At 74.1% G+C, this 23,491-nt stretch carries 20 protein-coding genes and 1 pseudogene; 9 read left to right on the top strand and 12 right to left on the bottom strand.

What is annotated here, in order from left to right; all coding sequences use genetic code 11:
* The first annotated feature begins 1 nt into the window (after nucleotide 1).
* Both KIS93_RS56970 and KIS93_RS56965 read left to right on the top strand, forming a co-directional pair.
* Nucleotides 2-5,464 (top strand): ATP-binding protein, encoded by a 5,463-nt coding sequence (locus KIS93_RS56970; protein WP_080039417.1) that lies wholly within the window; start codon nucleotides 2-4, stop codon nucleotides 5,462-5,464.
* Nucleotides 5,461-6,243: a 4'-phosphopantetheinyl transferase family protein gene (locus KIS93_RS56965; protein ID WP_080039416.1), complete on the top strand. Its 783-nt coding sequence runs from the start codon at nucleotides 5,461-5,463 to the stop codon at nucleotides 6,241-6,243. The genes KIS93_RS56970 and KIS93_RS56965 overlap by 4 nt, the downstream gene beginning before the upstream one ends.
* A gap of 7 nt (nucleotides 6,244-6,250) precedes the next feature.
* Here KIS93_RS56965 and KIS93_RS56960 read toward each other — a convergent pair whose 3' ends face one another.
* Nucleotides 6,251-6,427 carry a hypothetical protein gene (locus KIS93_RS56960; RefSeq protein ID WP_155127626.1) on the bottom strand — a complete coding sequence of 59 codons (177 nt, stop codon included), beginning with the start codon at nucleotides 6,425-6,427 and terminating at the stop codon, nucleotides 6,251-6,253.
* Between the two features lie 180 nt (nucleotides 6,428-6,607).
* Between KIS93_RS56960 and KIS93_RS56955 the strand changes: the two genes are divergently transcribed.
* Complete coding sequence (locus KIS93_RS56955; RefSeq protein WP_080039415.1) at nucleotides 6,608-7,246, top strand: hypothetical protein; 639 nt, start codon at nucleotides 6,608-6,610, stop codon at nucleotides 7,244-7,246.
* A 63-nt stretch (nucleotides 7,247-7,309) separates the two neighbouring features.
* Nucleotides 7,310-8,887, top strand: coding sequence for a bifunctional aminoglycoside phosphotransferase/ATP-binding protein (locus KIS93_RS56950; RefSeq protein ID WP_080039414.1), 1,578 nt, complete (start codon nucleotides 7,310-7,312; stop codon nucleotides 8,885-8,887).
* A 109-nt stretch (nucleotides 8,888-8,996) separates the two neighbouring features.
* On the opposite strand, the gene KIS93_RS56945 is transcribed toward KIS93_RS56950, so the two are convergent.
* Genes KIS93_RS56945 through KIS93_RS56925 form a run of 5 tightly spaced genes read right to left on the bottom strand, consistent with a single transcriptional unit; the run spans nucleotide 8,997 to nucleotide 13,933 of the window.
* Complete coding sequence (locus KIS93_RS56945) at nucleotides 8,997-9,515, bottom strand: flavodoxin domain-containing protein (RefSeq protein WP_222108074.1); 519 nt, start codon at nucleotides 9,513-9,515, stop codon at nucleotides 8,997-8,999.
* Nucleotides 9,516-9,566: 51 nt separating this feature from the next.
* A complete protein-coding gene (locus KIS93_RS56940) occupies nucleotides 9,567-11,186 on the bottom strand; it encodes an NAD(P)-binding protein (protein WP_186405055.1) in 1,620 nt (539 codons plus the stop codon).
* 2 nt (nucleotides 11,187-11,188) lie between these two features.
* Entirely contained in the window at nucleotides 11,189-12,169 is a 981-nt protein-coding gene (locus tag KIS93_RS56935) for a thiamine pyrophosphate-dependent enzyme (RefSeq protein WP_080039413.1), read from the bottom strand.
* 2 nt (nucleotides 12,170-12,171) lie between these two features.
* Entirely contained in the window at nucleotides 12,172-13,398 is a 1,227-nt protein-coding gene (gene porA, locus KIS93_RS56930) for a pyruvate ferredoxin oxidoreductase (RefSeq protein WP_080039412.1), read from the bottom strand.
* Nucleotides 13,391-13,933: a 2-oxoacid:acceptor oxidoreductase family protein gene (locus tag KIS93_RS56925; RefSeq protein ID WP_080039411.1), complete on the bottom strand. Its 543-nt coding sequence runs from the start codon at nucleotides 13,931-13,933 to the stop codon at nucleotides 13,391-13,393. The genes porA and KIS93_RS56925 overlap by 8 nt, the downstream gene beginning before the upstream one ends.
* A 133-nt stretch (nucleotides 13,934-14,066) precedes the next feature.
* On the opposite strand from KIS93_RS56925, the gene KIS93_RS56920 reads away from it, so the two are divergent.
* From KIS93_RS56920 to KIS93_RS56910, 3 genes are read left to right on the top strand one after another with little or no spacing between them, the layout of a single operon-like run.
* Entirely contained in the window at nucleotides 14,067-15,158 is a 1,092-nt protein-coding gene (locus KIS93_RS56920; protein ID WP_080039410.1) for an NAD(P) transhydrogenase subunit alpha, read from the top strand.
* Nucleotides 15,155-15,451: an NAD(P) transhydrogenase subunit alpha part 2 gene (locus KIS93_RS56915; protein ID WP_080039409.1), complete on the top strand. Its 297-nt coding sequence runs from the start codon at nucleotides 15,155-15,157 to the stop codon at nucleotides 15,449-15,451. The genes KIS93_RS56920 and KIS93_RS56915 overlap by 4 nt, the downstream gene beginning before the upstream one ends.
* Nucleotides 15,448-16,851: an NAD(P)(+) transhydrogenase (Re/Si-specific) subunit beta gene (locus KIS93_RS56910; protein ID WP_080039408.1), complete on the top strand. Its 1,404-nt coding sequence runs from the start codon at nucleotides 15,448-15,450 to the stop codon at nucleotides 16,849-16,851. Before KIS93_RS56915 ends, KIS93_RS56910 begins: the two co-directional genes overlap by 4 nt.
* Before the next feature lie 14 nt (nucleotides 16,852-16,865).
* Here the strand turns inward: KIS93_RS56910 and KIS93_RS56905 are convergent, their stop codons facing one another.
* The 5 genes and pseudogenes from KIS93_RS56905 to KIS93_RS56885 form a co-directional block, all read right to left on the bottom strand.
* Nucleotides 16,866-17,231, bottom strand: a complete 366-nt coding sequence (locus KIS93_RS56905; protein ID WP_155127623.1) for a hypothetical protein — start codon at nucleotides 17,229-17,231, stop codon at nucleotides 16,866-16,868.
* Between the two features lie 778 nt (nucleotides 17,232-18,009).
* A pseudogene (locus tag KIS93_RS69420) lies at nucleotides 18,010-18,675 on the bottom strand (DUF4389 domain-containing protein); the annotation flags it as partial.
* Between the two features lie 113 nt (nucleotides 18,676-18,788).
* Nucleotides 18,789-19,472, bottom strand: a complete 684-nt coding sequence (locus KIS93_RS56895) for a CBS domain-containing protein (protein WP_080039405.1) — start codon at nucleotides 19,470-19,472, stop codon at nucleotides 18,789-18,791.
* Complete coding sequence (locus tag KIS93_RS56890) at nucleotides 19,469-20,056, bottom strand: CBS domain-containing protein (protein ID WP_186405054.1); 588 nt, start codon at nucleotides 20,054-20,056, stop codon at nucleotides 19,469-19,471. The genes KIS93_RS56895 and KIS93_RS56890 overlap by 4 nt, the downstream gene beginning before the upstream one ends.
* Before the next feature lie 20 nt (nucleotides 20,057-20,076).
* Nucleotides 20,077-20,757, bottom strand: coding sequence for a CBS domain-containing protein (locus KIS93_RS56885; protein WP_230466243.1), 681 nt, complete (start codon nucleotides 20,755-20,757; stop codon nucleotides 20,077-20,079).
* A gap of 213 nt (nucleotides 20,758-20,970) precedes the next feature.
* On the opposite strand from KIS93_RS56885, the gene KIS93_RS56880 reads away from it, so the two are divergent.
* Nucleotides 20,971-21,675 carry a universal stress protein gene (locus tag KIS93_RS56880; RefSeq protein ID WP_080039403.1) on the top strand — a complete coding sequence of 235 codons (705 nt, stop codon included), beginning with the start codon at nucleotides 20,971-20,973 and terminating at the stop codon, nucleotides 21,673-21,675.
* A gap of 79 nt (nucleotides 21,676-21,754) precedes the next feature.
* Here KIS93_RS56880 and KIS93_RS56875 read toward each other — a convergent pair whose 3' ends face one another.
* The gene (locus KIS93_RS56875) at nucleotides 21,755-22,708 is read right to left on the bottom strand and encodes an Acg family FMN-binding oxidoreductase (RefSeq protein ID WP_080039402.1); all 954 of its coding nucleotides are present in this window, start codon (nucleotides 22,706-22,708) and stop codon (nucleotides 21,755-21,757) included.
* Between the two features lie 230 nt (nucleotides 22,709-22,938).
* Here KIS93_RS56875 and KIS93_RS56870 point away from each other — a divergent pair, with 230 nt between their 5' ends.
* Nucleotides 22,939-23,460 carry a DoxX family membrane protein gene (locus KIS93_RS56870; RefSeq protein WP_080039401.1) on the top strand — a complete coding sequence of 174 codons (522 nt, stop codon included), beginning with the start codon at nucleotides 22,939-22,941 and terminating at the stop codon, nucleotides 23,458-23,460.
* Nucleotides 23,461-23,491 lie beyond the last annotated feature (31 nt).

The following is a 23,491-nucleotide window of genomic DNA, read 5'->3' as shown; positions in this document are numbered from 1 at the left end:
CATGACCGGCATCGAGCGGCTCGCGATCGTCAACCGGGGCGAGCCGGCGACGCGGGTGCTGGACGCCGTCGCGGAGCTCAACCGCGACGGCGCCTCCCCCCGCATGGCCACGATCGTCCTGCACACCGACCAGGACGCCGACGCCTGGTACGTGCGCCGGGCCGACGAGGCGGTCTCCATCGGCCCGGCCACCTACCTCGACCCGGTGGACGGCCACCGCAAGCCGGCCTACCTGGACGAGGAACGGGTCGTGCGGGCGCTCCAGCAGGCCCGCGCGGACGCGGTCTGGGTCGGCTGGGGCTTCCTGGCCGAGCACGCCTCGTTCGCCGAGCGCTGCGAGCGGGCAGGCATCACGTTCGTCGGACCGCGCAGCGCGACGATCCGCCTGCTCGGCGACAAGATCGCGGCCAAGCTCCTGGCGGAGCAGGCCGGCGTGCCGGTAGTGCCGTGGAGCGGCGGCCCCGTGACCGGCGCCGCCGACGCGCTGGAGCACGCCGGGCGGCTCGGCTTCCCCGTGGTCGTCAAGGCGGCGGCGGGCGGCGGCGGGCGCGGCATCCGGGTGGTCCGCACGCCGCAGGAACTGGCCCCGGCGCTGGCCGGCGCCCGCGCCGAGGCGCAGGCCGCGTTCGGCGACCCGGCCGTGTTCGTGGAGCGGCTCGTCCCGCGCGCCCGCCACGTCGAGGTGCAGATCATCGCGGACGCGTACGGGACCACGTGGGCGGTGGGCGTGCGCGACTGCAGCATCCAGCGCCGCAACCAGAAGGTCATCGAGGAGTCCGGCTCCACGGCACTGACCCCGGCAGCCGAGCGCACCGTCATGGCGGCGGCGGTGCGGCTGGCCCGCGAGGCCGGCTACCAGAACGCGGGGACGGTCGAGTTCCTGCTCGACCCGGACACCGGCGCCCACCAGTTCATGGAGGTCAACACCCGGCTCCAGGTCGAGCACCCGGTGACCGAGGAGACGACCGGCGCCGACCTGGTCAAGCTGCAGCTCCACGTGGCCAGGGGCGGCCGGCTCGAAGGCGAGCCGCCGCCCGCCCGAGGCTGGGCCATCGAGGCCCGGCTGTGCGCGGAGGACCCGGAGCAGGCGTTCGCGCCCGCGCCGGGCCGCGTCGCCGTGTGGCGGCCGCCGTCCGGGCCCGGGATCCGGGTGGACGCGGGCGTGGCCGAGGGCGACGTGATCGCGCCGGAGTTCGACTCGATGATCGCCAAGGTGGTGGCCAGGGGCGGCGACCGCAACGAGGCCATGGCCAGGCTGCGGCGCGCGCTGGCGGCGACCCGCGTGGTCATCGAGGGCGGCGCCACGAACCGGGCGTTCCTGCTGTCGCTGCTGTCGCGGGACGAGGTGCGCCAGGGCACCGCGGACAACCGGTGGCTGGACCGGCTGACCGCCGGGAGCGGGCACCTGCCGGCGGCGGACCCGGTCGCCGTGCTGCAGGCCGCCGTCGAGGCCTACGACGCCGACCACGAGGCGGAGCGGGCCGCCTTCCACGAGGCCGCCGGCCGGGGCCGCCCCGACCTGCCGGACCGGATGGGCCACCGGGCCAGGCTGCGCTACCGCGGCCGTCCGTACGACCTGCGCGTCCTGCGTACCGGCCCCGAGGAGTACCGGATCGAGACGTCCGACGGGCCGGTGCGCGTGGGCGTGCGGCGGCTGGGTGCGTACGAGCGGCGGCTGTCGTGCGGCGGCGCCGCGTACCACACGCAGATCTCCCCCCGCGGCCCCGCGTACCTCGTGGAGGTCGAGCGGGACGGCGAGTGGGCGGCGCACGCGGTGCACCGCGACGACGGGGGGATCGTGCGGGCCTCGCACCCGGCGTTCGTGGTGGCCGTGCCCGTCGTGGCCGGCGCCCGGGTGGCCGAGGGCGACCCGCTGGCGGTGCTGGAGAGCATGAAGCTGGAGTCCACGGTGGCCGCCCCGTACGCGGGCGAGGTCGCCTCGGTCGAGGTGGCCGCCAACACCCAGGTGGGGGCGGGGCAGCCGCTGCTGCGCATCCGCGAGGCGGCGGAGGCGTCGCGGCCAGGGGGGACGCCGGTCTCCTTCACGGCCCTGACCCACGCGGACACCGCCCGGCCGGGCAGCCGGGCGAGGTACGCGGCCCTGTGCGGCAGCCTGCTCGGCTTCGACCTGGACCCGCGCGAGCTCGTCGGTCACGATCCGGACGAGCCCGCCGACCTGGAGCTGCTCGCTTGCGAGGACGCGTTCCTGGACCTGTTCGCCGACGTGTGCGGCCTGTACCGGCCCGTGCCCGACCCGGAGGAGCCGGAGAGCCCGAGCGCCCAGGAGTACCTGCTGTCCTACCTGCAGTGGCTCGACCCCGGCAGGGCGGGGCTGCCCGCCGGCTTCCGCACCCGCCTGGAGCGGGTCCTGGCCAGGTACGGCGTGCGCGGGCTCGACCGCACGCCGCAGCTCGAAGAGGCCGTCGTCTGGCTGTATCGCTCCTTCCATCGCGCCCAGGATCTCGCCCCCGCCGTCGCGGCCGTGCTGGAGCGCCGGCTGCGGCACCGCGACCTGCTGCCGGCCGGCCCGGGCCTGCGGGACCTGCTGGACCGGCTGGCCATCGCCGCGCAGATCCGCCTGCCGGTGGTCGCCGACCTGGCCAGGGACGTGCGTTTCCGCTCCTTCGACGAGCCCCAGCACGAGCGGGCGCTGGCCGCCGTCTACGCCGAGATGGAGGCCCACCTCGACGACCTGGCCGCCGACCCGGGCCGGGCCGACCGGGACGAGCTGATCGACCGGCTCGTGTGGTGCCCGCAGCCGATGCGCGGCCCGCTGCTGGCCCGCTGGCAGGCGGCCGGCCCGGAGATGCGCGGTGTCGTCGTCGAGATCTACCTCCGGCGCTTCTACCGCACCCGCTCGCTCACGCACCTGAGCTGCGGCGGCCGGCTCGGCACGGCCGACTTCGAGCACGAGGGCGTGCCGTACCACCTGGTCGTGGCCTACGGGCCGCTCGCGGAGTGCCGGGCGGCGTGCGAGGACATCGCCGCCCACCTGAAGGAGGTGGACCCGGGACGGCGGGTGATCGCCGAGCTGATGACGTGGCGGCCGGGGGAGCGGCCCGCCGCCGGCGCCACCGAGGCCGAGGTCGCGGGCCTGCTCGCGGGCGTGAGCTTCGCCCGTCCCCTGGAACGGCTGTCCGTGACCGTCACCAGCGAGCGCGGCCCCGGCCCCGAGCACCACCGCACCCAGCACTTCGCCTACCGCCACACTCCCGAGGGCTTCGAGGAGGAGCCGCTCTACCGCAACCTGCACCCGATGATCGCCGAGCGGGCCGAGCTGTGGCGGCTGTCCGCCTTCGACCTCGAACGGCTGCGCTCGGCCGAGGATGTCTACCTCTTCCGCGGCGTCGCCAAGGACAACCCGGCCGACGTGCGGCTGTTCGCCATCGGCGAGGTGCGCGACCTGAGCCCCGTCCGCGACGCCGACGGCCGCGTCGTGTCGCTGCCCCGGCTGGAACGCATGGGCCTGCAGGCGCTGGCGGCCATGCGCGAGCACCTGGCCGCCACGCCGCCGGAGCGGCGGCCGCAGCCCAACCGCATCATCCTGTGCGTGCGCCCGCCGTTCGACGTGCCCAGCGCCGACTGGCCGCGGCTGGCCAGGCCGTTCGTGCCGCTGGCCGCCGGGGCCGGGCTGGACAAGCTGGTGCTGCAGGTACGGATCCCCGGCCCCGGCGGGGCGGCCGAGCCCGCGGTCCTGCACGTCGAAGGGCTCGACGAGGACCATCTGACGGTACGCAGGGAGCCCTACGGCCGGGCGCCGGTCAAGCCCGTCACCGAGTACCGGCGCAAGGTGCTGCGGGCCCGGCGGTTCGGCGCGCCCTACCCGTACGAGATCGTCCGCATGCTGGCCCCGCCCGAGGGCACGCCCGGCGACTTCCCGCCCGGCACGTTCACCGAGCACGACCTCGCGAGCGACGGGACGCTCGTCCCCGTCAGCAGGCCCGAGGGCGGCAACACCGCCAACCTGGTCGTCGGCGTCATCACCAACCGCACCGCCAAGGTGCCCGAAGGCATGTCCAGGGTCGCCATCCTCGGCGACCCCACGCGCAGCCTCGGCTCGCTGGCCGAGCCCGAGTGCCGGCGGGTGATCGCCGCGCTCGACCTGGCCGAGCGGATGCGGGTGCCGGTGGAGTGGTTCGCGCTGTCGTCCGGCGCGCGCATCGCGATGGACAGCGGCACCGAGAACATGGACTGGATCGCCGCCGTGCTGCGCCGCCTCATCGAGTTCACCCAGGCGGGCGGCGCGGTCAACATCGTGGTGACCGGCGTGAACGTGGGCGCGCAGCCGTACTGGAACGCCGAGTCCACCATGCTCATGCACACCCGCGGCATCCTCGTCATGGTCAGCGGCAGCGCCATGGTGCTGACCGGCAAGCAGGCGCTCGACTTCTCCGGCGGCGTGTCGGCCGAGGACAACACCGGCATCGGCGGCTTCGAGCGCATCATGGGGCCCAACGGGCAGGCCCAGTACGGCGTGACCAGCCTGGCCGAGGCGGGCCGCGTCCTGCTGCGCCACTACGAGCACGCCTACGTCGTGCCCGGCGAGCGGTACCCGCGCCCGCGGCCCACCTGCGACCCGGCCGACCGGGACGTGCGCGAGTCGCCCCACGCCGGCCCCGGCTTCGCCACCGTCGGGGAGATCTTCTCCGCCGCGCACAACGCCGAGCGCAAGAAGGCGTTCGGCATCCGCTCGGTGATGCGGGCGGTGTGCGACACGGACGCCGAGCCGCTGGAGCGCTGGGCCCGCTGGCGCGACGCCGAGACGGCCGTCGTGTGGGACGGGCACGTCGGCGGCATCCCCGCCTGCGTGATAGGGCTGGAGTCCGCGCCGCAGGCCAGGCACGGCTTCGTGCCCGCCGACGGGCCGCCCGCCTGGACGGCCGGCACGCTGTTCCCGCAGTCGTCGCGCAAGGTCGCGCGGGCCATCAACGCCGCCAGCGGCAACCGGCCCGTCGTGGTGCTGGCCAACCTGTCCGGGTTCGACGGCTCGCCGGAGTCGATGCGGCGCTGGCAGCTCGAGTACGGCGCCGAGATCGGGCGGGCGGTCACCAACTTCGCCGGGCCCATCGTCTTCGTCGTCATCTCCCGCTACCACGGGGGCGCCTTCGTGGTGTTCTCCAAGCGGCTCAACCCCGGCCTGGAGATCGCGGCCGTCGAGGGCTCCTACGCGTCCGTCATCGGGGGAGCGCCGGCCGCCGCCGTGGTGTTCGTGCGCGAGGTGCGGGCGCGTACCGAGCGGGACCCGCGTGTGACGGCGGCCAGGCAGTCGGGGTCGCGCTCGCGGCTCGTCGAGGTCACCGCGGAGGTGCGGGCGGACAAGCTGCACGAGGTCGCCGCCGAGTTCGACCGGGTGCACAGCATCCGGCGGGCACTGGAGGTCGGCTCGGTGGACCGCGTCATCGCGGCGGCCGAGCTGCGCCCGTACGTGATCGACGCGCTGCGGAGAGGGATGGCGGCGACATGAACACGCACGAGCCGGCCCGGCGGGAACCGGGCCGGCAGGAGGCGGGCTTTCCGGGGCTCGGCAGGTGCGGGGTGGGCTGGCTGGCGCGTGGCGAGGAGAACCTGCCCGCAGGGGACGGCTGGCTGGCGCCGGAGGAGGCCCGCCGGGCGGCCGGGATGCGCTTCGCCAAGCGGCGCACCGAGTTCCTGGTCGCCCGGTGGACGGCCAAGGAGGCCATGGGCCGCCTGTACCCGGCGCCGCCGTACGAGCTGGAGGTGCGCCACCACCCGAGCGGGGCGCCGGAGGCGTACCGGGCGGGGGCGCCGCTGCCGGTCGGCGTGTCGCTCACGGACCGGGCCGGGTGGGCGGTGTGCCTGCTCGGCCTGGAGCCCGGCGCGGTCGGCTGCGACCTGGAGCTGGTGGAGCCGCGCAGCCCCGCCTTCGTCGCCGACTACTTCACCGCCGCCGAGCGGGAGGTGATCGGCGCGGACCCGCTGCGGGCGAACCTGCTGTGGTCGGCCAAGGAGAGCGCGCTGAAGGTGCTGCGGACCGGGCTGCGCAGGGACACCCGATCGGTCGAGGTGACGCTCGGCTGCGGCCCGCCGTCGGAGGGGTGGACCGGGCTGACGGTGCGGGCGGAGGAGGGCAGGACATTCCACGGGTGGTGGCGCCGCTTCGGCGGCTTCCTCCTCACGGTCGCGGCCGACCGGCCGGTGCCGCCGCCCCGCGCCCTGGAGGAGCCGCCCGCGCTGGCCGGCGCCGTTCCGTCGCACAGCTGGCTGGCCGGGCCGCTCGCCTGAGGAGAATCTAGACTCTTGCGACCGCTCTGCCGTTGTTGTGCAGCTTCTCCATGCTGCGGACGAGGGAGAGGTTCGCGGCGACCAGCGTACGCACCTGCTCCTCCAGCTCGTCCACCCGCTTGCGCAGGGCGAGCAGCTCCACCTCGATCGCGGGCGACCCCATGATCATCCGTCCACCGCTCATGATCGACGCACCTCCGTCATCTGCCGATAAGCCATGGTGCATGCCGGGGCCGGGCCCCGGACAGCGGCGAACGTCCCGCGCCGGGCCGCCGAAGGACACGGGCGGGACTTTCGGCCCTACGGGCGGCATGTCTCCCATATGTAGGCTGGATACGTAGACAATCTACATATAGGAGTGGGCATGGCCCGTTCGGGAACCACCCCATGGCGGCACCTCCTGGCCGCCCTGCACGTCCTGACCTCCGTGGGCTGGATGGCGTTCGCGCTCGCCCTCGTCGTGCTGCTCAGCCACGCGACGCGGACGGGAGACCCCGCCGGCTACCGCATGGCCGACCTGCTCGACGACGACATCCTCCTGCACTTCGCCAACGCCTCCGCCTTCACCGGCCTCATGCTCTCCGGCATGACCCGCTGGGGCTACACCCGGTACTGGTGGATCCTGGCGAAGCTCCTCATGACGCTGGGCCAGCTCTACGCCGGCATCTTCCTGCTCGGCACGCGGCTGGACGCGCTCGCCGCCGGCAGCCGGGAGCCCGCCACCGCCCTCGTCGCCGGCACCGGCCTGATGGCCTCCGCCCTGGCGGTCCAGACCTGGCTGGCGGTCGCCAAGCCCTGGAAGCGCACCCCCTGGGCACGGGCCGCAGCCCCCGAGGTGCCCGCATGGATGCTCGCCGCCGCGGTCGCGGTGCCCGTCGCCGACTACCTGACGGCCACGCTCGTGTTCGGCCACCCCGCGCCCCTGCTCACCGTCCTGACCATGATCGGCTACCCCATCTGGCGGGCCGCCCGCGCCGGTGGCCGCCGCCCCGCGCGGGCGTAGTCGGGCCTTTCGGCCCTGGCGGCGACCGGGCCGGCGGCCTGCACTGGAAGTGGAGGTGGCGCCATGTACACCCAGGTCAAGGAGACACATGCGGCCGTGGTGTTCCTGCTCGGCGAGCACGCGTACAAGCTGAAGAAGCCCGTGGACCTCGGCTTCCTCGACTTTGGTACCCTGCGCGCCCGGCGCGCGGCCTGCCACCGCGAGGTGGAGCTCAACCGGCGCCTGGCCGCCGACGTCTACGAGGGCGTCGCGGACGTGCGCGGCCCCGACGGCATGATCTGCGAGCACCTCGTCGTCATGCGCGCCATGCCGCCCGAACGGCGCCTGGCCACGCTCGTCCGCGACGGCAAACCGGTCGGCGAGCCGCTGCGCGCCATCGCCAGGCAGCTCGCCGGCCTGCACGCCAGAAGCCGGCACTCGCCCGAGATCGACCAGGAGGGCGGGGTACGGGCGCTGCGGGCCCGCTGGAGCGACAGCTTCGCCCAGGTACGCGGCCTGCCCGGCACCATCATCGACCCCGGCACGCTCACGGAGATCGAGCAACGCGTCAGGGACTTCCTGGACGGCAGAGCGCCCCTGTTCGACAGCCGCATCGCCGCGGGCCGCATCGTCGACGGGCACGGCGACCTGCTGGCCGAGGACATCTTCTGCCTCGACGACGGCCCGCGCGTCCTCGACTGCCTGGAGTTCGACGACCGCCTGCGCTTCCTCGACGGGCTGGACGACGCCGCCTTCCTCGCCATGGACCTGGAACGGCTCGGCGCCCCCACCCCGGCCAGGCGGTTCCTGAGCTGGTACGTCGAGTTCAGCAACGATCCCGCGCCGGCGGCGCTGTGGCACCACTACGTCGCCTACCGGGCCTTCGTCCGCGCCAAGGTCGCGTGCCTGCGCCACTGGCAGGGCGACACCGACGGCGGCTGGCAGGCCCGGCGCCTGGCCGAGCTGGCGCTGCGCCACCTGCGCGCGGGAACCGTCACCCTGGTGCTGGTCAGCGGCTCGCCCGGCAGCGGCAAGTCGACGCTCGGCGGCGCGCTGGCCGACCGGCTCGGCTACACGCTGCTGCACAGCGACCGCATCAGGAAGGAGCTGGCCGGCCTCGACCCGCTGGAGCCGGCCGACGCACCCTACCTCCAGGGCATCTACGACCCCGAGCACACCGCCAGGACCTACGCCGAGCTGCTGTCACGCGCCGAGCGCCTGCTCGGCCAGGGCGAGTCGGTCGTCCTGGACGCGTCCTGGGCCGACGGGCGGCACCTGACCGAGGCCGAGACCGTGGCCACCCGCACCGCCGCCCGCCTGGTCAGGCTCCGCTGCACGATCACCCCGCAGCTCGCCGCCACGCGACTGGCCGCCCGCGAGCGGAACCGCTCCGACGCGGACGAGAGCACGGACGAGAGCACCGACAAGAGCGGCGACGAGAGCGGCGGGCTTTCCGGCGCGGAGGAGAGCGGGACGCTCTCCGACGCGAACGCGAGCATCGCCGGCGCGATGGCCGCGACCATGGCGCCGTGGCCGGACGCGGTCGAGATCGACACGAGCGGCCCGCGGGAGCAGGCGCTCACCCGCGCGCTGGCCGCCATCTACCCACCCCACCTGAACGTCCCCCGCACCTTCCGCCGGCCCCAGATGCCTCCCGGCTGACAGCGTCCGCCGCCTGACAGCGGTCCGCCGCCTGACAGCGTCCGCACCCGCTGTGGCGGAAGCGGTCCTGTCAGCGGAGCTCGCACCCGCCCGGCGGGATACGGTCCTGTCAGCGGAGCTCGCTCGCGATCTTCGCTGCCCATTCCTTGATGTGCCCCGGATCGCGGAAGTCGCCGCCTCTCCCGTTACGCACGATGGAGCGGGCGATGAAACCCCTGGCCGTGTCGGTCAGGCAGCCGCCGAACGTCACGTGCCCGCGCGCCCCCAGGCTGCGCGCCGCCTCCGCCACGTGCCGCACCGGCGGGAGCTCCGTGGCGGTGGCGGAGCGGTCCAGCGGCCCGCTGCTGAACAGCCAGAGCGGCCGGCCGCGCAACGCGGCCGCGTGCCGGCGGGCGAACGCGCGCGCCGCCGGGTGCCACCGCGCGTTGTACAGCGCGCCGCCGAGCACCACCGCGCCGTAGGCGCCGAGGTCGCGCACCTGCCCGGCGGGGCGGGCCTCGGCCTCGAAGCCCTGCTCGGCGAACTCGGCCGCGATCATCTCGGCGATGCCCGCGGTCGAGCCGTTCCTGCTGCCGTACGCCACCAGGATCTTCGGCAGGATCTTCGGCGTGCCCATGGACGTGCTCATGACAGTCCCTCCTTCGTACGGACCTTTGCGAGCGGGGACACGCGCCGGCGGTCAGGTGACCTCGGGAACCATCTCGATGGCGCCCGCCGGGCACTCCGACACGCACAGCCCGCAGCCCTTGCAGAAGTCGAGGTCGATCTCGTACCGCAGCCCGGGCCCCAGCTTGAGCACCGCGTTGTCCGGGCAGACGCCGTAGCAGTTGTCGCACTCGAAGCAGTTGCCGCACGACAGGCAGCGCCGCGCCTCGAACAGCGCGGTCGACTCCTCCAGCCCGCCCTCGACCTCGTCGAACGTGCTCATCCGGCGGGCCAGGTCGAGCTTGGGGCGGACGGTGGCCGGCGCGTCGCTGTAGTACCAGGTGTTGAGCAGGTCGAAGCCGGCCATCGGGTGGCGCGGCGGCGGCCGGTGGGCGCCGCCGCGCAGCCAGGCGTCGATGTGCCTGGCCGCCTTCTTGCCGTGCCCGACGGCGACCGTCACCGTACGCTCGGCGGGCACCATGTCGCCGCCGGCGAACACGCCGGGGCAGCCGGTCATCATGCCCGGCCCGACCTTGACGATGCCGCCCTCGACCTTGATGCCGGGCAGCCCGGCCAGCAGCGACAGGTCGGCCTCCTGGCCCAGCGCCAGCACCACCGAGTCGGCGGCCAGCTCCTCGAACTCGCCGGTCGGCTGCGGGAAGCCGGTCTCGTCCAGGCGCATCCGCTCGATGACGACGCGCTCGCCGTCGGCGTGCGCGATCGTGGACAGCCACTTCATCCGCACGCCTTCCTCGCTCGCCTCGGCCACCTCGCTGTCGTGGGCGGGCATGCGGTCGCGGGTGCGGCGGTAGACGACGACGGCGTCGGCCGCGCCGAGACGCTTGGCGGTCCTGGCGGCGTCCATGGCGGTGTTGCCGCCGTCGTAGACGACGACGCGGCGGCCCAGCAGCGGCGCGGGCCCGTCCGCCACGTCGCGCAGCACGGAGACCGCGTCGAGGATGCGGGCCGAGTCGCCGGCCGGGAGGTAGGCGCGCCTGCCGATGTGCGCGCCGACGGCCAGGAAGGCCGCGTCGAAGCCGCGCATGGCCTCGGCCAGGTCGGTGACGGTCCGGCCGAGCTCCAGGGTGACGCCCATGTCGAGGATGCGCTGGATCTCGGCGTCCAGGACGTGGCGGGGCAGCCGGTAGCGGGGGATGCCGAAGCGCATCATGCCGCCGGGCGCGGAGCCGGAGTCGATCACGGTGACGGCGTGGCCGAGCAGCGTCAGGTGGTAGGCGGCCGACAGCCCGGCCGGCCCCGCGCCGACCACGAGCACCCGCTTGCCGGACGGCTGGGCCGTCACGGGGACGGTCCAGCCGTGCTCGATGGCCTGGTCGCCGAGGAAACGCTCGACCGAGTTGATGCCGACGGCCTCGTCCAGCTGGCCCCGGTTGCAGGCGCTCTCGCAGGGCCGGTAGCAGACGCGGCCCATGACGGCGGGGAACGGGTTGTCCAGCATGATCTGCCGCCAGGCGGCCTCGTAGGAGGGCTCCTCGGCCAGGCTCAGCCAGTGCTGGATGTTCTCCCCGGCGGGGCAGGCGTGGTTGCAGGGCGGCAGCCGGTCCACGTAGACGGGCCGTTCGGTGCGCCAGGCGCCCGTCTTGTTGGCGTGGCTGCTTCCGGCCCCCAGCGTGATGGCGAAGGGCTTGTCCATGATCAGTCCACCAATCCGAAGCGGCGGATGTTGCGGTCGGCCGACGCCTGGATGCGGGCGATGACGTCGGTACGGGGCGGGTCCGCGAACAGGTGGGCGTAGCGGCTCTGCAGCCTCAGGTAGTCGTCCACGGGGATCCGCCGCCTGATCCTCGTCACGCCGGTGACCTCGCCGCCCTCGGCCTCGAACACGGGGAACAGGCCGGACTCGGTGGCCAGCCGGGCCACCCGGATCGTGTCGCAGGCGTCGGTGACCCAGCCGAGCGGGCAGGGCACCAGGATGTGCAGGTAGCGGGCGCCGCGGAAGTCCATCGCCCGGCGCACCTTGTACTCCAGGTCGCGCAGGTCGGCCACGGTCGCGGTGGCCACGTACGGGATCTCGTGCGCCATCGCGATCAGCGGCGCGTTCTTGCCCTGCCCGAACGCGTTGCCCCCCGGCACGGGCGTGGTGGCCGTGCGCGCGGCCGGCGGGGTCGCGCCGGAGCGCTGCACGCCGGTGTTCATGTACGCCTGGTTGTCGTAGCAGATGTAGAGCACGTCGTCGCCGCGCTCGAACATGCCCGACAGGCACGCGAAGCCGATGTCGACCGTGCCGCCGTCGCCGCCCTGGCCCACCACCCGCACGTCGGTGCGGCCCTTGGCCTTCAGCGCCGCCGCCACGCCGGTGGCGACGGCGGGGGCGTTGCCGAACAGGGAGTGGATCCACGACACCTGCCAGGCGGTCTCAGGGTAGGGCGTGGAGAACACCTCCAGGCAGCCGGTCGCGTTCACCGCGATCATCCGCCCGCCGGTCGCCCGGATGGCGGCGTCGATGGCGTAGCGGGCGCCGAGCGCCTCGCCGCAGCCCCGGCACGCCCGGTGGCCCGAGGTCAGCGCGTTGCCGCGATCGGGCGCCGCCTGGACGGCGCGCTGCTCCGGCGGCAGCAGCCGGTTCCCCACCGCGAAGCTGCCGACCTGGTAGAACTTCGTGCGTGGCGCGGGCATGATCAGCCACCTCCGGCGAGATCGCGCAGCATGTTCTCGGCGCTCGGCCCCGAACGGCGCCGCGCCCGTACCCTGGCCAGCTCCCTCGCGACCAGGTCGCGGTCGAGGTCCAGGAAGGTCAGCGGCTCCGGCTCGCCCGCGGTCAGCAGGCCGCGCAGCGCCGCCTTGGTGACCGGCCGCCCGCCCAGGCCCGCCACGACCGTGCGCACCTCGGCGTCCGGCAGCGCGGCCCGCACGTCGGCGGAGACGATACCGCCCACGCCGGTCGAGAAGGCCCGCTCGACGACCACGACGTGCCGCTTGCAGCCGAGCAGCGCGCGCAGCGCCGCGAACGGGAACGGGCGGAAGGCCGTCAGCGTCGCCGCGCCCACCGGCTCGCCGCTCTCGCGGAGCTCGTCGATCACGTCCTTGATCGTGCCGAGCACCGACCCGAGGGCCAGCACCACCGTGTCCGCGTCCTCGGTCCGGTAGCCGCGCACCAGCCCGCCCGAGCGGCGGCCGAACGCGGCCTCGAAGCTCGCCGCGACGGCCGGGATGCGCTCCAGCGCCTCCAGGTGGCGGGCGTGCGCGAGGTAACGCACCTCCGTGAACGCCTCCGGGCCCACCATGGCGCCGATCGAGACCGGATCGTCCGGATCGAGCACCTGGCGCGGCTCGTACGCGGGCACGAACGCGTCCACCTGCTCCTGCGACGGCAGATCGACCCGCTCGAAGGCGTGCGTCAGCACGAACCCGTCCATGCACACCATCACCGGCAGCGACAGCTCCTCGGCCAGCGCGTACGCCTGCACGTGCAGGTCCACGGCCTCCTGGTTGGTCTCCGCGTACAGCTGGATCCAGCCGGAGTCGCGCTGTGACATCGAGTCGCTGTGGTCGTTCCAGATGTTGATCGGCGCGCCGATCGCCCGGTTGGCCACCGTCATCACGATCGGCAGGCCGAGCCCCGAGGCGTTGTAGAGCGCCTCGGCCATGTAGAGCAGGCCCTGGCTGGCGGTCGCCGTGTACGTGCGCGCCCCGGCCGCCGACGCGCCGATGCACGCCGACAGGGCCGCGAACTCCGACTCCACGTTGACGTACTCGCACGTCCCGAGCCGCCCCGCCCGGGTGATCCGGCTGAGCGCCTCGACGATGTGCGTCTGCGGCGAGATCGGATAGGCGCAGATCACCTCGGGCCGGCACAGCGCGACCGTCTCGGCGACGGCCTGCGAGCCCTCCATCTGCCTAAGCACGAGCGGCCTCCCTCACGTAGGAGCAGGCTTCGGCCGCCGCGGCCGCGTTGGCCTCGGCCACCTGGCGGGGGAACATGGTGCGGATCGCGGCCTGCACCGACTCCAGCGACAGCACGCCCGTCAGCGCGCAGTACGCGCCGAGCAGCGCCGCGTTCGGCACCGGCCGGCCGAGGTGGCGCAGCGCGATCTCCGAGGCCGGCACGCTGTGGCCGGCGACGCCCAGCTCCGCGGCCGGCCGGGCCGAGTTGAGCAGCACGTGGCCGTCCGGGCGTAGCCCGGCCAGCACGTCGATCTGCCGCAGCAGGGTGACGTCCTGGACGATGATCGCGTCGGGCGCGGTGATCGGCTCGCGCACGCGGATCGGCCTGTCGGAGATGCGGCAGAACGACACCACAGGGGCGCCCGTCCGCTCCGAGCCGAACGTGGGGAACGCCTGGGCGTAGCGGTCCTCCAGGAAGGCGGCCACCGACAGCAGCTCGGCCGCGGTGACGACGCCCTGGCCGCCCCGGCCGTGGATGCGCGTCTGGTACTCCATGCTCCCGGTGTAGCCCGGCGGCCGGCGGCGGCTGGAGGGCCGAACGTCCCGCCCGCCGGGACTTTCGGCCCTCATCCCGCCCCTTGTCCCGGCCGGACCCTCGAAGGGAGGAAACCGTGAGAGGGGTGGCTTCATGCTCAGCATCGGGATCGTCAAGGAGACAGGCTCGGGCGAGCGCCGGGTGGCGATCACGCCCGACCTGGTGCCGCGGCTGCGCGCGGCGGGCCTGACCGTGCTGGTCGAGGCCGGAGCGGGCGCCGCCGCCCGCTTCCCGGACGGCGCGTACGCGCAGGCGGGCGCGGAGATCGTCGATGACGTGCGAACAAGGGCGGATGTCCTGGCCTGCGTGGGCCGCCCGCCCGCCGACCGGCTCCGGGCCGGACAGCTCGTCGTCGGCCTCCTGCACGCCGACCCCGCCTACGTCGCGGACCTGACCGCCAGGGGCGTGATCGCCGCCGACCTCGACCGGGTGCCGCGCACGATCAGCGCCGCCCAGCCGATGGACGCCCGCACCTCTCAGGAGAACGTGGCCGGCTACCGGGCCGCGATCCTGGCCGCCTGCACCTACGAGCGCTTCTTCCCGCTGCTCGTCACCGCCGCCGGCACCGCCCGCCCCGCCCAGGTGCTGGTGCTCGGCGCCGGCGTCGCCGGCCTGTCGGCGATTGGCACGGCCCGCCGCCTCGGCGCCGTCGTCACCGGCTACGACATCCGGCCGCAGGCGAGGGCCGAGATCGCCTCCCTGGGCGCGAACGTCCTGGACCTGACCGCGCACGGCGGCGACGGCGAGGGCGGGTACGCGCGGGCGCTGACCGAGGACGAGCAGCGGGCCGAGCGGGACGAACTGGGCCGGCACGTGGCCCGCCACGACGTCCTCATCACCACCGCCCTCGTGCCCGGCCGCCGCCCGCCGCTGCTGGTGGACGAGGCCGCGGTCAAGGAGATGCGGCCCGGCTCGGTGATCGTCGACCTGGCCGGCGGCAACGTCGAGGCGACCAGGCCGGGGGAGACGTACGTGACGGAGAACGGCGTCACCGTCATCGACGCGACCGGCCTGCCCGCCACGATGCCCGCCGCCGCCTCCACCGCCTACGCCCACAACGTGTGCGCCTTCCTGACCCACGTGCTGCGCGACGGCGCCCTCGCCCTCGACCCCGGGGACGAGATCCAGCGGGCCGTGATCGTCACCGGGATCGTCCCCAGGATCGTCACTGGGGGCGCGGCATGAGCGTGCAGCTGTTCGCCGACCTGAGCGTGTTCGTGCTCAGCCTGCTGCTCGGCTTCGAGGTCATCGGCCGCGTGCCGACGACCCTGCACACACCGCTGATGTCGGCGGCCAACGCGGTGCACGGCATCGTGCTGGCCGGCGCGCTGCTGATCACGCTGAGCGCGGACGACGCCCTCGGCTACGCGCTGGTGTTCGTGACCGCCGCGTTCGCCGCCATGAACGTCGTCGGCGGCTACGTCGTCACCGACCGGATGCTGGAGATGTTCCGCCCGCCCAGGGGAGAGCCGAGATGAGCGCCTTCGACCTCGTGATCCGGCTGGTCTACCTCGCCGTCGCGACCTGCTTCGTACTCGGCCTGCACCTGATGAACTCGCCGGTCACCGCCCGGCGCGGCAACCTCCTGTCCGCCGCCGCGATGGCGGCCGGCGTCGCGGCCACCGCGGTCGTGCTCGTGCACGCCGCGACGGTCCGGCCGTGGGCGTGGGCGGCGCTGGCCGCCGGCGCCGCGCTCGGCTCGGGCGCCGGCCTGCTGCTGGCCCGGCGCGTGCGGATGACGGCGATGCCGCAGCTCGTCAGCCTGTTCAACGCGGTCGGCGGCGGCGCGGCGGCCCTGATCGGCGTGCACGACTTCACCCTGCACGTCTCCGGCACGCACGGTGCTTCACTGCCTGTCGTGCTGGACGTGCTGATCGGCGCCGTCACGTTCTCCGGCTCGCTGGTCGCCGCCGGCAAGCTGCAGGGCGTGGTGCCGAGCCACCCCATCCTCTTCCCCGGCGCCCGCGCCCTGACGGCGGTGCTCGTCCTCGCCATGGCGGGGGCCTCGATCCTGCTGCTGACCGGGAACGGCGGCCTCGCCGCGTTCGCGGTGCTGGCCGTGGCCGCGCTCGGGTTCGGCGTCAGCATGGTCGCCCCGATCGGCGGCGCCGACATGCCGGTGGTGATCTCGCTGCTCAACGCGTTCACCGGCACGGCGGTGGCGATGGCCGGGTTCGCGCTCGGCAACGGCGTCCTCATCACGGCGGGCGCCCTCGTCGGCGCCTCCGGCACCATCCTGACCAAGCTCATGGCCGACGCCATGAACAGGTCTCTCACCGCCATCATCGCCGGCGGATTCGGCACCGGCGACGACAAGCCGATCGAAGGCCCCGCCGGCCAGGGACGCGTCCGGTCGCTGTCGGCCGACGACGCCGCCATCCAGCTCGCCTACGCCACCAGGGTCGTCGTCATCCCCGGCTACGGCCTGGCCGCCGCGCAGGCGCAGCACCAGCTGCACGAGCTGGCCCAGCTCCTGGAGCAGCGAGGCGTCCGCGTCTCCTACGCGGTGCACCCGGTGGCCGGCCGCATGCCGGGCCACATGAACGTGCTGCTGGCCGAGGCGGGCGTGCCGTACCCGCAGCTCGCCGACATGGAGAACGCCAACGCGGCGATGCCGCAGACGGACGTCGCCTTCGTCGTCGGCGCCAACGACGTCGTCAACCCGGCCGCCCGCCGCCCCGGCACGGCCGTGTCGGGCATGCCCATCATCGACGCCGACCGCGCCAAGAGCGTGATCGTCATCAAGCGGTCGATGGGCCACGGCTACGCGGGCATCGACAACGAGCTCTACACCGATCCCAGGACCGGCATGTACTTCGCCGACGCCAAGCGCGCCCTGGGCGAGATCACCGCCGCCGTCAAGGTGCTCGTCGGCTGAACGGCACCCGCTGGTCACTCGTGCGGCGGCCACATGATCATGTACGTGGGCGCGACGACGAGGAAGTAGACGGCGCCCGCCGCCAGCAGGCCCAGCAACGGCCCGAGCCACGGCGTCCCGCCCAGCAGCAGCGCCGTCCCGGCGAGCAGCGCCGCCCAGACGACCAGCGACCCGATCAGGTAGAACCGCATGCCGTCGTGCCCCGGCAGCGCCAGCCCGACGACGCTGCCCGCCGCCAGCAGCGGGATCATCGAGCCGAACGCGCCGGGATGCCCGCGCAGGACAAGCGCGGCGCCCGTCCACATGCCGACCCAGACCACCGCCGACCCGATCTGGTGCACCCGCTCCATCCGGTGAATCCGCCGGGGTGCCATCGCCATCACGTCCTGTCCTCAAAGGACGGGCGCCCGCGGAAGGGCGGGCGCCCGATCGGCTGCGTGTTCACCGTGCGGGGGTCGGCTGCGCGGGCTCCGGGTCAGGGGTGACGGCCAGGCGGATGCCGACCAGCACCAGCCCGACCCCGGCCGCGAGCAGGACGATCGTGGCGATCACCAGCCCCGTCGCCAGCCCGCCCAGCCAGGGCAGCGTGGCGGCCACCGTGACGTCGGTCGTCACGCCGGCCGTGCCGTCGGCGTTCATGATGACGGCGGCCCAGTCGCCCGGCTGGATGTCCCAGGTCAGGGAGCCCGAGCCGGTCGCCGCCCAGAAGGTCTGCTCACCGGGAGGCGAGGCGGGGGCGGCGCCCGGGTAGCGGTCGTAGGTGACGTCGCCGCTGGGGTAGGCCAGGCGGGCGATGCGCTCGTGGGCGACGCCGCGCAGGTAGGCGCCGACGTCGCTCTCGCGGGCGATGCCGATGAACAGCGGGCGGCCGGTGGTCTCGATGCGCACCCGGCCCACGCTCTGGCGCAGGAACCGCACGTTCTGCCCGGCGATCGTGACCTGCTCGGTCGTCAGCGCGTAGGTGGAGGTGCCCACGTGCTCGGCGCTCGTGCCGACGAAGCCGCCGGAGTCGCGGGTGCGGTCGAGCAGCGTCACGCCCGCGGCGGTGGCCGCGCTCGCCAGGCCGGCGAAGGCGAGCAGGGAGCCCAGCACGATGGTCACGACGGAGGCGGCGCCGTGCCGTACCGGGACGTGGGCGGGCTTGTCCATGCGGGGCAGCTCGTGGCCGCCCTGCTCCAGCCGGAACGGCGGGTAGGCGTCGGTCATCAGCGACGCGTACGCGGCCACCCGCAGCGACCACCGGTTCATGCCCATCACGAAGTCGTACAGGCCGTGCGGGTAGCGGCCGGTGAACAGCAGGGCCAGGGCCGCGACGAGGACCAGCAGCCCGATCAGCCCGCCCCAGTCGAGCGTGTAGAACATCCCGCCGATCGCGTCGGGCGAGTCGCCGCGCCAGGAGATCGCGCTGCCGCTGCTGAACAGGCCCACGACGAGATAGTGCGGGATGGCCAGCAGCCACCACTTGACCAGCACCAGCCCGCGCGAGAGCCGTTCGGGGTAGTCGATCTCCAGCGTGGCGGGGTAGTCGGGCGCCGGCCCCAGCGTGAACGGCGGGTAGCGGTCGGTGGCCAGGGCGCCGTAGGTGTAGTAGGCCACCCGCCACGTCCAGCGCAGCACGCCGACGTTGAAGTCGAACAGCGCGCGCGGGTAGCGGCCGGTGAACAGGATCGCGAAGAACGCGATGACGGTGAGGATCGCGAAGGCGACCCACAGCAGGCTCAGCACGATGTAGTGGGGGATCGCGAGGAGCCATTTGACGATCCACAGGCCCCGGTTCAGCGGCTCTTCGAGCCGGGCCTCGACCCGTACGGGATAAGCACTCATCCTCCCAGCGCAGCACCGCCGGGCGGGGCTGCCTGCGGACCAAAGTCCCAAGATGGAGGGTCCATCGGCCTTTGAGGGGCGGCCCCCACCCGGGGGACGAGCCGCCCCCTGGCTCAGGCGCCGCCCCACATGGGCAGGTCGGGGATGTCGTCGTGCTTGTACGCCAGCTCGTCCCGCACGGCCACGACCCCGTCGATGTTGCCGGCCAGCCGGAGCGCGGTGACGGCCTGGCTGCGCTCGGCGTAGGTGCCGGTCAGCGTGACGACGGCGTCGTGCACGGTGACCTCGGCCTGGCCGTGCAGGGCCGCGCGGACCTCCTGCTCGATCTCCTGGTCCTGGCGCAGGAAGACCTTGATCAGGTCGCGGCGGCTGACGATGCCGACCAGCCGGCCGCCGGGGTCGACGACGGGCAGCCGCTTGACGCCGTGCCGGTCCATCAGGCGGGCGGCCGACACGATCGGCGCGTCCGGGGTGGTGACGTGCGCGGGGCTGGTCATCAGGTCGCCGGCGGTCTCGCCGAGCGACTTGCGGTAGCCGCTGCCCTCGCTGCCGCTCGCGTGCCGGATGCGGGCGCGCAGCGGCGGCCGGTAGTCGTCGCCGTAGTAGCGCTCCTTGAACTCCTGTTTGGCCAGCAGGTCGGCCTCGGAGACGACGCCGACCACGCGGTTGTCGTCGTCCAGGACGGGCATGCCGCTGACGCCCCGGCTGATGAGCAGCTCGGCGACGGTGTGGAAGCCGGCGCTGCGGTTGACGACGGCGACCTCGGTGGTCATCACGTTCTCGACGGTGCTTGTCATGGCGCTCTCCTGAGGTGCTTGACCCGGACGATGCCGGGCACGGTGCGGGCGAGCAGGTCGGCGATGTGGTCGGCGTGCTGGTGCGGCGGCCCGCTCAGCTCGGCGACGCCGTCGTGCACGGCGACGTCCCAGCTCGGCCCGAACGGGTAGTGCTCGCGCAGCGCGGCCTCGACCGCGGCGCGCAGCTCGCCGTCGGGACGGGCCAGCATGGCCATCAGGTCGCGGCGGCTGATCATGCCGACGATCTCCTCGCCGCGGACCACGGGCAGGCTCTTGATCCGCTTGCCCACCATGAGGTCGATGACGGTGGTGACGTCGGTGGTCTCGGTGACGGTGACGGCCTCGCGGGCCATGACCTCCATGACCCGCCGGGGCGGCGGCTCCTGCGCCGCGTGCGGGGGCAGGACGGAGGCGCGCGGGTCGGGCTCGAACTCTCCGCGCAGCAGGTCCAGCTCGCTGACGACGCCGACCAACCGGCCGGAGTCGTCCACGACGGGGGCGGCGGTGATGTCGTGGCCGTGCAGCGTCCGGATCGCCCGGCGCACCGGGTCGGTGCGGCGGACGGTGATCACGGGGCTGCTCATGACCTCGCGGACGAGCATGGCTACCTGGCTTCCCACCGGGAGTCGTCGCTCTTCCAGGTCAGCTTGTCGACCACATCGACGACGCCGTTGACACGGCGCGTCATGCGAACGGCGATGGCGGCCTCGGTACGGCGTTCCATCCACCCGGACAGCGTCACGACGCCCTGGTGCACCTCGACGCGCACCCCGCCGGTCTCGACCCACAGGGTGCGGTCGAGGACGTCGTCGCGCACCTCGGCGGCGATGTCGTCGTCCGCGCGCAGGAACAGCTTGACCAGGTCGCGGCGGCTGACGATGCCGGCCAGCCGCCCGTCGTGGTCGACGACCGCGAGCCGCTTGACGTCGTGGACGTCCATGAGGCGGGCGGCCTCCACCGCGGACGCGCCGGCCGCGACGGTGACGGCCGGGCTGGTCATCAGCTCGGCGGCGGTGTCGCCGCCGGCCTTGTGCCGCCCCTTCGGATGGCGCAGCCGGGCGCGCAGCGGCGGCCGGTAGCCCTCGCGGTAGTACTGCTCCCGGAACTCCTCCTTGCGCAGCAGATCGGCCTCCGACACCATGCCGAGCACCCGGTCGTGGTCGTCGGTGACCGGGACGGCGCTGATGCCGCCGGAGATGAGCGCTTCGGCGATCTCCTTGAACGGAGTGGTGGCGGTGACCGTGACGACCTTGGCCGTCATCACGTCCGCGACGGTCATGCGCATGGCGTCCTCCTTGTCGCCCTTGTGTCGGTCGCCCTCATCACACCTCCCGAACGGCGCGCGATTCAGAGGCGAAGGTCCCGAACGGGACAGTCGTTGGTCAGCGCGGGCGCGGCGCGGGCGGATGGGCCCGCCGGGCAGGCAGGGCCGGACGACCCCGGCACGAGGGCCGAAAGTCCCTGCCCGGCGGCCCGGAGCAGGAGTGACGCTGACGGCATGAAGCAGATCGTGCTCGGTTACGACGGATCGGACTTCTCCGTCCAGGCGCTCGACTGGGCGCTGGACGAGGCCGAGCTCAGGAAGCTGCCCCTGACCGTCGCCCACGCCTGGCAGTGGCCCTACGGGCAGGCGGAGGAGGAGGCCAAGGCCCACCTGCGCAAGGCGGCCGAGCACGTGCTCTGGCACGGCGCCGACTGCGCCCGCCGGACCAGCTCCGGCGTGCCCGTCGAGACGGACCTGCACGAGGGGCCCGCCGCCGAACGCCTGGTCGAGCTGTCCCAGGACGCCGCGCTCGTCGTGGTCGGCTCACGCGGGCTCAGCGCCCTGTCCAGGGCGGTCGTCGGCTCGGTGGCCGAGTACGTCGCCGTCCACGCCGGCTGCCCCGTGATCGTCGTGCGCGGGCCGGGGCCGCTGCCCGCCGCGTCCAGGCCCGGCCCGGTCGTGGTGGCCGAGCCGGCGCCGGACGCCGCCGTGCTGGAGTTCGCCTCCGAGGAGGCCGCGCTGCGCCGGCTGCCCCTGTCGGTGTCGGCCGCGTCCGCGTCGAGCGGGTGGGCGGCGCGCCACCCCGGTGTGCGGCTGCAGCCGGTCGCCGACCACGGGGCCGCCTCCCTCATGGTCGTCGGCCGCAGGCGGGCCACCCGCGCCGGCATCGCCGCGTTCCTGCTCCAGCACGCTCCCTGCCCCGTCGCCGTGGTGGGATGAGCCGGCATCCTGCGGCGCGTCATCCTGCGGCGCGTCATCGTGCGGCGCGTCATCGTGCGGACCGGCATCGTCCTGCGTGTCACCCGCTGACCAGCTCGGCCGCCGGGCGGCGCGGGCTGCGGGCCACGTACGGACCGTAACCCAACCGCATGATCATCTGCGGGTGGCCGCGCCGGTGGTGCGGGTCGCGGCGGTGGCGCATGTCCCGCAGGTCGAGCGGCTGGTTCAGGAACGACGCCGACACATCGTGCCGCGCGGCGACCAGCAGCACCCGCTGCAGCGCCTGACCGGCCCGCAGCCAGTCGGCGGGCCGGTTGCCCATCGTGGTCAGCACCGCGAGCTGCGGCCGCTCCTCGAAACGCGCCTGCCCTTGGTGCCGTCCGAAGTCCCGCACCGGTGCCGGATCCCGCAGCGGGTGCGGCCCGTGCACGTAGCCGGGCATGCCGTCGTAGCGCGTGCCCGGCATCGTCCAGGCGGCCAGCTCGGCCCGGTAGTCGTGGTCGCGGGCCAGTTGGTCCTCGGCGATGGCCACGTGGTCGAGCAGGTCGGCGGTGGCGTGCCGGTCGAGCGGCACGAGGGCGGCGCCCTCGCGGGAGGCGGCCCGCCGTAGCGCGGACATCACCGAGCGCGGCACACCCCGCTCCAGGAACGGCACCCGGCTCGTGCGGCGCACCGGGATCAGGTCGTACAGCTCCCGATACTCGCCGGGAACGGCCAGTGCCCCGCCCACCCGCACGGCCGCCAGCAGCCCGGGCTCCTCCTCCGGCGACGGCAGCAGCCACACCAGCGGCCGCCGCCCCGCCGTCCGCACGGCCAGGCGCAGGTTGAACAGCGCCGCCCCGCACGACACGTACTGGTTGCGGCCGTTCGGGTCGCTGACGCGCAGGCGCCGGTCAGGATCGGCGAGCACCTCGACGTACTCCTGACGCACCACGCGGAAGCGCCAGGGCTGGGTGTTGAGCACGGACGGCGCCTGCCCGGCCGCGACGAGCAGCCGCCGGACGCCGAGCTCGGTAGCGAGTGAAGCGGACATCGCACACCTCCTGCGACCGACGCTTCCGCACGGGACGGCCCGCGGTGAGTGCCGGACGGCCTCCTGACCGGCGCCGAAGGTCCCTGCCCGCCCCCCGCTGCCGCGGGTCGTGGAGCAGGGACCAATGTCCGGCGGCGCAGGGCCGTACGGCACTGAGCGTCGGAGGTCGCGGCCGGTGTGATGGGGGTGTGACAAGGACTGCACGACGGAGCTGACAAGGGAGGCTCGTCATGGCCACCACCATCCACAAACCGGCGGGGACCGCAGAGCTCGCCGCCCGCCTTCCCGCCGACTACGTCTGGGCCGCCGCCCGGATCTCGATCGGCTGGATCTTCCTGTGGGCATTCCTGGACAAGACCTTCGGCTGGGGGTTCGCCACCCCGGCGGCCAAGGCGTGGGTCGCGGGCGGCAGCCCGACGACCGGCTTCCTGAAGGGCACCGGCGAGAACGCGCTGGGCGGCTTCTTCGGCGGGCTGGCCGGACAAGCGTGGGTGGACTGGCTGTTCATGGCCGGCCTGCTCGGCATCGGCCTGGCCCTGATCCTCGGCATCGGCACCCGCGTCGCCGCCGGCGCCGGCACGCTCATGCTGGTCCTCATGTGGGCCGCCGAGCTGCCCCTGGCCAACAACCCCTTCATGGACGAGCACCTCATCTACGCGATCGTCCTCATCGGCCTGGCCCTCGCCGGCGCCGGCACCACCTTCGGCCTGGGCAACCTGCCCATCGTCCGCCGCACCCCGTGGCTCCAGTAGCCGGCTCGCGTGCCACCAGCCCACCCCTCAC

Origin of the sequence: [Actinomadura] parvosata subsp. kistnae (assembly GCF_900323885.1) — a bacterium.
Classification (GTDB): Bacteria; Actinomycetota; Actinomycetes; order Streptosporangiales; family Streptosporangiaceae; genus Nonomuraea; species Nonomuraea composti.
This window is presented reverse-complemented; position numbering and strand designations above follow the sequence as displayed.

Excerpts from the sequence above, each read along its gene's own strand:
- KIS93_RS56970 (WP_080039417.1), top strand. The coding sequence starts at position 2 with ATGACCGGCATCGAGCGGCTCGCGATCGTCAACCGGGGCGAGCCGGCG.
- KIS93_RS56965 (WP_080039416.1), top strand. The coding sequence starts at position 5,461 with ATGAACACGCACGAGCCGGCCCGGCGGGAACCGGGCCGGCAGGAGGCG.
- KIS93_RS56960 (WP_155127626.1), bottom strand. The coding sequence starts at position 6,427 with ATGAGCGGTGGACGGATGATCATGGGGTCGCCCGCGATCGAGGTGGAG.
- KIS93_RS56955 (WP_080039415.1), top strand. The coding sequence starts at position 6,608 with ATGGCCCGTTCGGGAACCACCCCATGGCGGCACCTCCTGGCCGCCCTG.
- KIS93_RS56950 (WP_080039414.1), top strand. The coding sequence starts at position 7,310 with ATGTACACCCAGGTCAAGGAGACACATGCGGCCGTGGTGTTCCTGCTC.
- KIS93_RS56945 (WP_222108074.1), bottom strand. The coding sequence starts at position 9,515 with ATGAGCACGTCCATGGGCACGCCGAAGATCCTGCCGAAGATCCTGGTG.
- KIS93_RS56940 (WP_186405055.1), bottom strand. The coding sequence starts at position 11,186 with ATGGACAAGCCCTTCGCCATCACGCTGGGGGCCGGAAGCAGCCACGCC.
- KIS93_RS56935 (WP_080039413.1), bottom strand. The coding sequence starts at position 12,169 with ATGCCCGCGCCACGCACGAAGTTCTACCAGGTCGGCAGCTTCGCGGTG.
- KIS93_RS56925 (WP_080039411.1), bottom strand. The coding sequence starts at position 13,933 with ATGGAGTACCAGACGCGCATCCACGGCCGGGGCGGCCAGGGCGTCGTC.
- KIS93_RS56920 (WP_080039410.1), top strand. The coding sequence starts at position 14,067 with ATGCTCAGCATCGGGATCGTCAAGGAGACAGGCTCGGGCGAGCGCCGG.
- KIS93_RS56915 (WP_080039409.1), top strand. The coding sequence starts at position 15,155 with ATGAGCGTGCAGCTGTTCGCCGACCTGAGCGTGTTCGTGCTCAGCCTG.
- KIS93_RS56910 (WP_080039408.1), top strand. The coding sequence starts at position 15,448 with ATGAGCGCCTTCGACCTCGTGATCCGGCTGGTCTACCTCGCCGTCGCG.
- KIS93_RS56905 (WP_155127623.1), bottom strand. The coding sequence starts at position 17,231 with ATGGCGATGGCACCCCGGCGGATTCACCGGATGGAGCGGGTGCACCAG.
- KIS93_RS56895 (WP_080039405.1), bottom strand. The coding sequence starts at position 19,472 with ATGACAAGCACCGTCGAGAACGTGATGACCACCGAGGTCGCCGTCGTC.
- KIS93_RS56890 (WP_186405054.1), bottom strand. The coding sequence starts at position 20,056 with ATGAGCAGCCCCGTGATCACCGTCCGCCGCACCGACCCGGTGCGCCGG.
- KIS93_RS56885 (WP_230466243.1), bottom strand. The coding sequence starts at position 20,757 with ATGCGCATGACCGTCGCGGACGTGATGACGGCCAAGGTCGTCACGGTC.
- KIS93_RS56880 (WP_080039403.1), top strand. The coding sequence starts at position 20,971 with ATGAAGCAGATCGTGCTCGGTTACGACGGATCGGACTTCTCCGTCCAG.
- KIS93_RS56875 (WP_080039402.1), bottom strand. The coding sequence starts at position 22,708 with ATGTCCGCTTCACTCGCTACCGAGCTCGGCGTCCGGCGGCTGCTCGTC.
- KIS93_RS56870 (WP_080039401.1), top strand. The coding sequence starts at position 22,939 with ATGGCCACCACCATCCACAAACCGGCGGGGACCGCAGAGCTCGCCGCC.